Origin of the sequence: Faecalibacterium sp. BIOML-A1 (genome assembly GCF_009679715.1) — a bacterium.
Taxonomy (GTDB): domain Bacteria; phylum Bacillota; class Clostridia; order Oscillospirales; family Ruminococcaceae; genus Faecalibacterium; species Faecalibacterium taiwanense.
The window spans coordinates 1-328 of sequence record NZ_WKZJ01000020.1; the positions used below are offsets into that span (position 1 = coordinate 1).

A 328-nucleotide genomic window follows, 5' to 3' on the forward strand; every position below is an offset into this window, starting at 1 on the left:
GCCTTCTGGTTCTCAATGGACAGGCTTTCGCCGAGCCGTGCGTCCTCTTGCGACAGTCGGCAGTAAAGTGCGGTGATCTTATTCGTTGCTCCAGACATTGTTGTGTCCTCCTTACTCTGTGGAGCAACTGTCAGTACAGGATTGGTTAACGGGTCAAGTATAGCAGAATTGGGCGCAGTTGTCATTCGTCTGCACCCTCATCTTCAAATTTTTGCTGGGCGTTCTTGGCAACAATGCGCTCCAGCTTCTTCAAAAAGGATTCCTTGCCCTCATAGCTGCCGGTCACGGTGTAGGTGGTGTGACCGACTTTCTCCGTGGTGGTCAGTTC

At 51.8% G+C, this 328-nt stretch carries 1 pseudogene; it reads right to left on the bottom strand.

The annotated features are described in order from the left end of the window. A pseudogene (locus tag GKG36_RS15050) lies at window positions 1-185 on the bottom strand (recombinase); the annotation flags it as partial. Window positions 186-328 lie beyond the last annotated feature (143 nt).